The sequence below is a fragment of the Sphingobium sp. B7D2B genome, from assembly GCF_025961895.1.
GTDB lineage: Bacteria > Pseudomonadota > Alphaproteobacteria > Sphingomonadales > Sphingomonadaceae > Sphingobium.
The window spans coordinates 3,511,102-3,519,975 of the sequence record NZ_JAOQOM010000001.1; the positions used below are offsets into that span (position 1 = coordinate 3,511,102).

Annotated in this window: 9 protein-coding genes; 8 read left to right on the forward strand and 1 reads right to left on the reverse strand. The window is 67.1% G+C overall.

Annotation, left to right across the window (positions count from 1 at the left end; all coding sequences use genetic code 11):
• The first annotated feature begins 51 nt into the window (after nt 1-51).
• From coaBC to M2341_RS16255, 7 genes are all read left to right on the forward strand, one after another.
• Nucleotides 52-1,305 carry a bifunctional phosphopantothenoylcysteine decarboxylase/phosphopantothenate--cysteine ligase CoaBC gene (coaBC, locus tag M2341_RS16225; protein WP_264585920.1) on the forward strand — a complete coding sequence of 418 codons (1,254 nt, stop codon included), beginning with the start codon at nt 52-54 and terminating at the stop codon, nt 1,303-1,305.
• The gene (gene dut, locus M2341_RS16230) at nt 1,286-1,744 is read left to right on the forward strand and encodes a dUTP diphosphatase (protein ID WP_181561241.1); all 459 of its coding nucleotides are present in this window, start codon (nt 1,286-1,288) and stop codon (nt 1,742-1,744) included. The genes coaBC and dut overlap by 20 nt, the downstream gene beginning before the upstream one ends.
• Before the next feature lie 15 nt (nt 1,745-1,759).
• Nucleotides 1,760-2,518 carry a HesA/MoeB/ThiF family protein gene (locus M2341_RS16235; RefSeq protein WP_264585921.1) on the forward strand — a complete coding sequence of 253 codons (759 nt, stop codon included), beginning with the start codon at nt 1,760-1,762 and terminating at the stop codon, nt 2,516-2,518.
• Nucleotides 2,515-2,889: a DsrE family protein gene (locus M2341_RS16240; RefSeq protein ID WP_264585922.1), complete on the forward strand. Its 375-nt coding sequence runs from the start codon at nt 2,515-2,517 to the stop codon at nt 2,887-2,889. Before M2341_RS16235 ends, M2341_RS16240 begins: the two co-directional genes overlap by 4 nt.
• Before the next feature lie 2 nt (nt 2,890-2,891).
• Entirely contained in the window at nt 2,892-4,142 is a 1,251-nt protein-coding gene (locus M2341_RS16245; protein ID WP_264585923.1) for an MgtC/SapB family protein, read from the forward strand.
• 114 nt (nt 4,143-4,256) lie between these two features.
• Nucleotides 4,257-5,354, forward strand: a complete 1,098-nt coding sequence (locus M2341_RS16250; protein WP_413715665.1) for a branched-chain amino acid aminotransferase — start codon at nt 4,257-4,259, stop codon at nt 5,352-5,354.
• Between the two features lie 94 nt (nt 5,355-5,448).
• Nucleotides 5,449-6,345, forward strand: a complete 897-nt coding sequence (locus M2341_RS16255; RefSeq protein ID WP_264585925.1) for a pirin family protein — start codon at nt 5,449-5,451, stop codon at nt 6,343-6,345.
• Between the two features lie 31 nt (nt 6,346-6,376).
• On the opposite strand, the gene M2341_RS16260 is transcribed toward M2341_RS16255, so the two are convergent.
• On the reverse strand, nt 6,377-7,927 hold the full coding sequence (locus M2341_RS16260; protein WP_264585926.1) for a winged helix-turn-helix transcriptional regulator: 1,551 nt from the start codon (nt 7,925-7,927) through the stop codon (nt 6,377-6,379).
• A gap of 216 nt (nt 7,928-8,143) precedes the next feature.
• Here M2341_RS16260 and M2341_RS16265 point away from each other — a divergent pair, with 216 nt between their 5' ends.
• Complete coding sequence (locus M2341_RS16265; protein ID WP_264585927.1) at nt 8,144-8,707, forward strand: hypothetical protein; 564 nt, start codon at nt 8,144-8,146, stop codon at nt 8,705-8,707.
• Nucleotides 8,708-8,874: the final 167 nt, after the last annotated feature.

Below are 8,874 nucleotides of genomic sequence, written 5' to 3' on the forward strand. Positions count from 1 at the left end.
GCCCCTGCCGAGCCGCTAGCCGGACCGGCGCCCAGCCGCTATGGAACCATCATGACCCAGCGGATCCTCCTCATCGTCTCCGGCGGGATCGCCGCCTACAAGGCGCTGGAACTGGTGCGCCTGCTCAAGGGCAAGGGCCTTGCCGTGCGCGCCGTGCTGACCGACGCCGCCACCAAATTCGTGACGCCGCTCTCCTTCGGCGTGCTCACCGAGGATCATGTCTATGGTGACATGTTCGACCTCAAGGAGGAGCGCGAGATCGGCCATATCCAGCTCAGCCGCGAGGCAGACCTGATCGTCGTCGCGCCGGCAACCGCCAACATCCTCGCCAAGATGGCATCGGGCATCGCTGACGATCTCGCCGCAACCGTGCTGCTCGCCACCGACAAGCCGGTGCTCGCCGTACCCGCAATGAATGTGCGGATGTGGGACCACAAGGCCACCCAGCGAAACCTCGACACGCTGCGCGGCGATGGCATCCATGTGATGGAGCCTGACGTCGGCGCCATGGCCTGCAACGAGTGGGGCAAGGGTCGCCTGCCCGAGCCGGCCGCCATCGTGCAGGAAATCGAGCGGCTGCTGGCAGAGGCGCCGTCACCGGCCGCGCTGCTGACCGACACCAGCCGAACGATCCATGCGCCCGATCTCAGCCACGCCAATCTGCTTGGCCGCCATGTGCTGGTGACCGCCGGGCCGACACACGAACCGATCGACCCCGTGCGCTACATCGCCAACCGGTCGTCCGGGCAGCAGGGCTTTGCGATTGCCGCCGCCGCCGCCCAGGCCGGTGCGCGCGTCACGCTCGTCGCAGGGCCGGTCAGCCTGCCCACGCCGCGTGGCGTCACCCGGGTGGACGTGCAGACCGCGCGGGAGATGCAGGCCGCCGTGGAGGGAGCCTTGCCAGCCGATATTGCCATATTGGTCGCAGCAGTGGCCGATTGGCGCGCCGCCGACGAGGCCGGCCAGAAGATCAAGAAGGATGGCTCGGGCGCGCCTGCCCCGCTCGCGCTGGCCGAGAATCCGGACATTCTCGCCACACTGGCGCGGCACATCCAGCGGCCCGCCTTGCTCGTCGGCTTCGCGGCCGAGACGGAAACTGTCGTCGACCACGCTATCGCCAAGCGCCAGCGCAAGGGCGCGGACTGGATCGTCGCCAATGACGTGTCCGGCGATGTCATGGGCGGATCGCATAACAGCGTCCATCTGGTCACGGCGCAGGGCGTCGAGGACTGGCCGGACATGCCCAAAGCCCTTGTCGCCACGCGGCTGATTGAAAGGATTTCCGATGAACTGGCCGCTCGTTGACATTGCGGTGAAGCGCCTGCCCCATGGCGAAGACCTACCATTGCCCAGCTATGCCACCGCCGGCGCGGCCGGGATGGACGTGGTCTCCGCCGAGGATGTAACGCTGCCGAGCATGGCCCGCCATGCCGTCGCCACCGGTCTCGCGCTTGCCATTCCCGAGGGGTTCGAGGTGCAGGTGCGCCCCCGGTCCGGGCTGGCGCTCAAACATGGCATCACGCTGCCGAACACGCCTGGCACGATCGACAGCGATTATCGCGGCGAATTAAAGGTGATCCTGGTCAACCTGGGCGAGGATGATTTCGAGATCAAGCGCGGCGACAGGATCGCCCAGTTGATCGTGGCGCCGGTGCAGATCGCGCGCATGGTCGAGGTCGCGACGCTCGATGATACGGCGCGCGGCGCGGGCGGTTTCGGCTCCACCGGCGTCCGCACGGTCTGACGCACAGCCGCACTGATGGACTTTACCGACGATCAGCTTGAGCGATATGCCCGCCACATCGTGCTGCGCGAGATCGGCGGCGCGGGGCAGGCAAGGCTGGCCGGCGCGCATGTGGCGATCATCGGGGCGGGCGGCATCGGCTGCCCGGCGATTGCCTATCTGGCGGCAGCCGGCATCGGCACCCTGCGGATCATCGATCATGATATGGTGAGCCTCTCCAACCTGCAGCGGCAGATCCTGTTCGCCAGCGACGACATCGGTCGTCCGAAGGCGGAAGCCGCGCGGGATGCGGTGCGCCGGCTCAACCCGGATTGTCACGCCATCCCGATCAACACTGCGCTGGATGCCGACAATGCGGAGACGCTGCTGCGCGATGCCGACATCATTCTGGATGGCTGCGACAATTTCGAAACGCGCCTCGCCGTGTCTGACGCCGCGACCCGGCTACGCATTCCGCTGGTGAGCGCTGCCGTCGGCCAGTTCGAGGGGCAGATCGGTGTCTGGCGGGGATGGGAAGAAGGCCAGCCCTGCTATCGTTGCCTGGTCGGGGAAACCCGCACCGACCCCGCCCGCACCTGCGCCGAGGAAGGCATTGTCGGGGCGTTGACCGGCATCATCGGATCGATGGCGGCGCTGGAGGCCATCCGCGCCCTCGTGCCCTTCGGTGAAACAGCGACCGGCAAGCTCATTGTCTTCGATCTGCTGGCCCGTCGCCTGCGGACCATGGCCATTCCGCCGGACCCGGCCTGCAAGGCCGCGCTGGCCTGCGCATGAGCGCGCGGCCGCCTCTCGCTCTCGTCGTCGTCAGCGCCGAGCCGGCTCGGTTGCGCGCGGCCCTGTCGCTCGCGCGGGCGGAGGTCGCCCTGGGAAGTGCGGCCCGCGTCTTCCTGCAAGGCGAGGCGGCTGCCCTGTTGCGCACCCCGATCGGCGCCCTGCAGGACGCCGCCTGGGCTGCAGCCGGGGAGCCGACGCTCGCGCAGTTGCTGGATGATGCGCTGGATGAAGGCGTGGCGATCAGCCTCTGCCAGAGCGGCCTTGCCATGGCGGGCGTGGCAGCGGACAGCCTCGATTCCCGCATCGAGATCACTGGCCCCATTGCGTTTCTCGCAGCGGCTGGGCCGGACATCCGCCTGCTGACGCTCTGACCATGAGCCTTGCTCTGTCTCCATCGCTGCTCGGGCTTCTCGCTGCTCTCGCCGCCGGCCTTCTGATCGGCCTCGAACGAGGCTGGACACAGCGCGACAAGCAGGCCGGGCAACGGGTGGCGGGGTTCCGCACCTTCGGCCTGATCGGCTTTGCCGGTGGCCTGTCTGCGCTCCTGCCGGAGATGATCGCCGCGATCATGGCGCTGGGCGTGGTCGGTGCGCTGCTCATCGGTTTCGGGCAGGCGATTCGCGACGACCAGCTTTCCGCTACCACGATTGTCGCGGCGCTCCTGACCTTTGCCATTGGCTATTCCGCAGTGGCGCTCTCACCTGCCATCGCTCTGGCAGCAGCGGGCGCGGCCTTTGTGCTGCTGAGCGCCCGCCACTCGATGCACGCCCTGCTGCGCGGGCTGACGGAAGGCGAGATTGAGGGCGTCGCCCGCTTCGCGCTGGTCGCCCTCGTCGTCCTCCCACTGCTGCCCGATGCCAATTATGGCCCCTACGATGCCTGGAACCCCCGCCAGATCTGGATGGTAGTGGTGCTGGTCGCCGGGCTCTCCTTCGCTGGCTATGTCGTCGCTCGCCGGTTCGGCAGCAGCCGGGGCGTATTGATGATGGCGCTGACCGGCGCCATCGTCTCGTCCACGGCGGTGACGGCCTGGTACGCCCGCCGCCTGCGCACCGAGCCGGAATTACGCGGCGTGCTGACCGCCGGCATCGCCATCGCCACCATCGTCATGTTCGTGCGCGTGCAGGTGTTGACTGCCATCCTCGTGCCCCGCGCCCTGCCCACGCTCACGCTGGTGCTGGCGCCGGCGCTGGTCGTCTCGGCGATCATGGCCCTGATCGCCTGGCGCCGCGACGATTCGCCGGATGGGCCACCGGTCAAGCTCGGCAATCCTTTCGATTTTGGCCCGGCGCTGATGCTGGCGGGCTTCGTCGCGGTCTTCTCGCTGGTAGCGCGTTGGGCGCTGGATGTCTGGGGCGACGAAGGCATCGCGGTTGTCATCGGCCTCACCGGCTTCATGGATGTGGATGCTGCGGTGCTCACCCTTGCCGGCCTGCCCGCACAAACGCTCGACAATGCCACGGCGGGCTTCATCCTCGCCGCGCCGGTCTTCGCCAATACCGCCGTCAAAGGCGTGATGGCGCTCGTGCTGGCCGGGGGACGCAATGGCATCGTCGCATCCGCTCCGCTCTTTGCGTCCCTGCTCGCCTCGCTGGCGGGCGCTGCTCTGTTCTGGCTGAGCTGAGCGCGGCGCACCTGCAACGGCGCGGCAACCGATGCCACCAGCGGACGCGCGGGGGGCATGACAGCCTGCGTTTATCCTGATACCGCCTGCCCCACCTGAACCCATCCACCCTCAATGGACAGATTTCGCATGTTGGACTTCACGACCCAGCCGCTCGCCACCCCCACCTCGCCCGAGGACCGTGTTGCCGCCATGGCGACGCTCGGTTTCGGCACGCTCTTCACCGATCATATGGTGACGATCCGCTATACCGAGGGACAGGGTTGGCACGATGCCGTTCTGGGTCCGCGCCAGCCCATCCCGCTCGATCCGGCAGCCGCTGTGCTCCATTATGCGCAGGAGATTTTCGAGGGGCTCAAGGCCTATCGCCTACCGGACGGGTCCGTCGCAAGCTTCCGCCCGGAGGCCAACGCCGCCCGCTTCAACCAGAGCGCGACCCGCCTCGCCATGCCCCATCTGCCGGAGGATCTCTTCGTCGAGAGCATCCGCAAGCTGGTCGCGGCAGACATCGACTGGGTGCCGGATGCCGATAAGGGCAGCCTGTACCTGCGCCCCTTCATGTTCGCGAGCGAGGCCTTCCTCGGCGTCCGCCCGGCGCGCGAATATGTCTATTGCGTGATCGCGTCCCCGGTCGGCGGCTATTTCAAGAGCGGCAAGTCGGCCGTGACGCTGTGGGTCAGCCATGATTACGTTCGCGCGGTGCCCGGGGGCACAGGCGCTGCCAAGTGCGGCGGCAATTATGCCGCGAGCCTGCAGCCGCAATCCGTCGGCATCGAGCATGGCTGCGATCAGGTGCTGTTCCTCGATGCGGTCGAGCGCAAATGGATCGAGGAGCTGGGCGGCATGAACATCATGTTCGTGTTCAATGACGGCACGATCATCACCCCGCCGCTCAACGGTTCGATCCTGCCCGGCGTCACCCGCGATTCGCTGCGGCTCGTCGCCGAGGATGCCGGCTACACGGTGAAGGAGGAGCCCTACAGCTTCGAGCAGTGGATGGCCGACGCCAAGAGCGGCAAGCTGAAGGAAGCCTTCGCCTGCGGAACCGCTGCCGTCATCACGCCCATCGGCGAGGTGCGCTCGACCCAGGGCGATTTCATCATCGGCAATGGCGATGGCGGCGAGGTGGCCCGCGCGCTGCGCGAGGCGCTGGTCGGCGTGCAGCTGGGCCAGAAGCCGGACCAGCATGGCTGGATGACCCGCCTGGCCTAAGCGGGTTGGCCTGAACGGGCCGGCAAACGGCCGGGAACGGAGCGGGTCATTCTGCATAAGGATATGAACCAGTCTATCTGAAGGAGCAGACCCGATGACCTTGCGCCAGACCGGCATCGACAGTGTCGACATGATCATCCTGCCGCCCGTGCGGGATCTGGGCGACGGCTTTCAGGTCCGGCGCGCGCTGCCATCGGCCCATCGCCGGATGGTCGGCCCCTTCGTGTTCTTCGATCAGTTCGGCCCGACGACCTTCTCGGCCGGCGAGGGCCTGGACGTCCGCCCCCATCCGCACATCGGCCTCGCCACGGTGACCTATGTGCTGGAGGGCGAAATCCTCCACCGCGATTCGCTGGGCAAGGTCCAGCCGGTGCGCCCCGGCGCCGTCAACTGGATGACGGCAGGGCGCGGCATCGTCCATTCCGAGCGCAGCGCCGATGACACCCGCGCGGCGGGCGGGCCGCTGTTTGGCCTCCAGACCTGGGTCGCCCTGCCGCAGGCGAAAGAAGAGGTCGATCCGGCTTTCTTCCATCACGCCGCCGATGCCATTCCAGAGACGGAGGCAGAAGGCGTACGCATCCGCGTCGTGGCGGGCAGCAGCGACGGGCTGACTTCGCCGGTGCAGGCCTTCTCGGACATGCTCTACGCCGACGTCACGCTCCAGGACGGCGCGCGCTACCGGCTGGGCACCGACCATATCGAACGCGCGGTCTATGTGATCTCGGGCGGGCTGGCGGTGGAAGGCCAGAGCGGCGGTTTCAACGCAGGCGAACTGGTGATCTTCAAGCCGGACAGCGAGATCGTCCTGCGCGCCAATGGCCCGACCCGCATCATGCTGGTTGGCGGCGAGCCATTGGATGGGCCACGGCACATCTACTGGAACTTCGTGTCCAGCTCCCGCGATCGCATCGAACAGGCCAAGGACGACTGGCGGCAGGGCCGGTTCGACACCGTGCCCGGCGAACGTGAGTTCATTCCGCTGCCCGATTAGGCTTGATGATCTCAGGCCGGGCCGGAGGCCTTCAATCCCGATCCATTTCCTGGATCGCCCGCTCCCGATCGAGCTGGACTTCGGCATTGTGCGTCAGCGCATCGAATGTCGTCATGAAGCTGTCGAGCTGGTCGGCCGGGATGCCCTGAAACAGGAACTCGCTGCGCCGAACCGCTGTCTCCTCAATGATCTGGCTCACTGCGCGTCCCTTTTCGGTCGGACCGAAGAAGCCGTGCCGGCGCCCCGGGCGCCCGGTGCGCTCGATCAGGCCGATCTCGATGAGATGATTGACCGTGCGGCCCGCCTGGCTCTGGTCGCGCGCCAATGCCAGCACTAGCTGAGGCCAGCTGATCGGGGGATTGCGGCAGATTTCCGCCATGACCCAGGTCTCGAAATTCGACAGGCTGGTCTGGCGCTTATGGGCAAGGGCACCGCCGCGCAGCATGTAGGAGCACAGAGTGACGAAGGGCGGCAACACGCGTGAGCGGTCCGCCGCCACACCGTTTTCGTCCGGCAGGCCCTCATCGACAAGATCCTGAAATGCCACGGTTTCGGGCCGCTGATTGCTCGCCGCCTGCTTGCGCTCCTGCTCGAACAGGGCAATGGCGCGGGTCAGCAGCATGTCCAGCACTCCGGAGAGCGTCTGAAGTTCCTCATCGCTGATGCCGAAGGTGAGCTCCCGATTGCGTAGCTCGGCATGGCGCTGCAGCCGATCCGCCAGCTGCTTGCCGCTCGGGCTAAGCCGGATGGGGCTGCGGATGCCGCTGCGCAGCAGCAGGGCGACCTCGCCCATGCGCTTGATCGCACGGCTGATCTGCGCCTTGTCGACACCGCAGGCCAGGGAAATCTGCGCGAGGGTCATGCCCCCTTGGACATGAAGGAGCAGCAGGATCCGCCGGTCCAGCTCGTTGATATGCGCCGTGCGGGCAAAGGAGATATTCGCGCTCTCGCGGGCATTGCGCAGAAAGACCCAGAGCTTGGACTGGAACCGGGCCTGACGCTCGTCCCGCGGCCCGGGCGCCGGCGACGGGGCATCAACGTCGATGCCGTCGAGCAGGACATCCAGCTGGCGATCGAAGGAACTTTCAGTCCCGGAGGGCTCCGCGCGGGCCTGCTCGACTAGCGCCCACCCGATCACGAAATGCTCGAGCGCCTGCGCGATCACGCGGGCTTCATCGAGTGCGAGGCCGACCTCGCAGAGGGGTGCGACCGCGTCCGGCGTCCCCACCGCGAGAGGAAAGCGCGAGGCGACATGCGCGAACAGCCTGGCGCCATCGCGACTGGAGAGCATAGCGACCCGGCTGGTCTGCGCGCGCAAGGCAAGGCGACCGCGCCAGCCCGGGCCTGCGGTGCCGCCCTCGGCAGCACGCACCATATCCTGCGCCAACGCCGTCAGAAGTTGATCGTCGCTCGCGAAATGCTCTTCGATCTCGGCCGGATCGGCCTCAAGGTCGGCAGCGACGGCCTGCAGGGTGCAGCCGTCCAGGCCCGACCGGCCCAACAGGGCCAGCCCGGCGCTGATAATCGATGCCCTGCCGATGCGCGCCCGGACCGAACCGAGCGCCGCGCGCCCCTTATTCATGATGACCGATCCCCAAAGACCCACCTTTCGCGTGATTCGGCCAGATTCATCGCATTTTCGAGCAGCGGTCAATGTTTATGCAAAATAATCAGACATGATCGTCATCCCCGCGCGATTCGTAAAATCGTTAGACCCGCAATAGATGGCGTAGTAAGATTTTCGCCACGCGGACGACCGCGTCACGAGAAGACAAGATATGTGGGAGCGAGAGGACCGGTGATCAGCAAATCCGTGGCGGCAGTCAGCGCCTTCATCATCGTCGCAGCCGGGCTGAGCGGCGTGGCCCAAGCGCAGGGCAGCCTGAACGACCAGTTGGCGACCTGCGCGAGAATTGGGTCCACGGAAGCCCGCCTCGCCTGCTACGATTCGGTGGCGCAGCATAATCAGCCGCAAGGCGGCGCCTCTTCTCCCGCGCCTGTGCCGGGCGCGGCCGGCTCCGGCAATGCGAGCCGCACACCTACGCCCGCACCGGCTGCCCCGCCCGCTCCGGCCGCGACGAGCGGCTTTGGCGCCGAGCAGGTGGAGCGCGCCACGCGCCAGCCCCGCGCATCGCAGGACGACAAGGAAACAAGCGCCACCGTGGCAAGCGTGCGCGAGATCGGCCCGGGGCTGTGGCAGGTCACGCTCGGGGATGGCGCGGTCTGGCGGATGACCGAGCGGATGACCGCCTTCCAGCCGCCCGCCCCCCAGGACTCGGTCACCATCCGGAAGGGCGCGCTCGGCAGCTATCTGATGCAGGTCGGGCGGCAGGCGGCTGTGCGCGTGAACCGCGTGCGCTGATCGCGCGCGGCATCCGGCGGAAAGACCTAATCAACAAACCGCCGGCTTGCTGCGAGCAGGAGTAGCCCCACGCCTACCGCCGGCTTATTGCACATCCGCCCGTTGCTCGCCGCAGCCACGCGAAGCACGCGCCGCCGCTTTTTTGTGGACTTAGTCATTCTGATCTC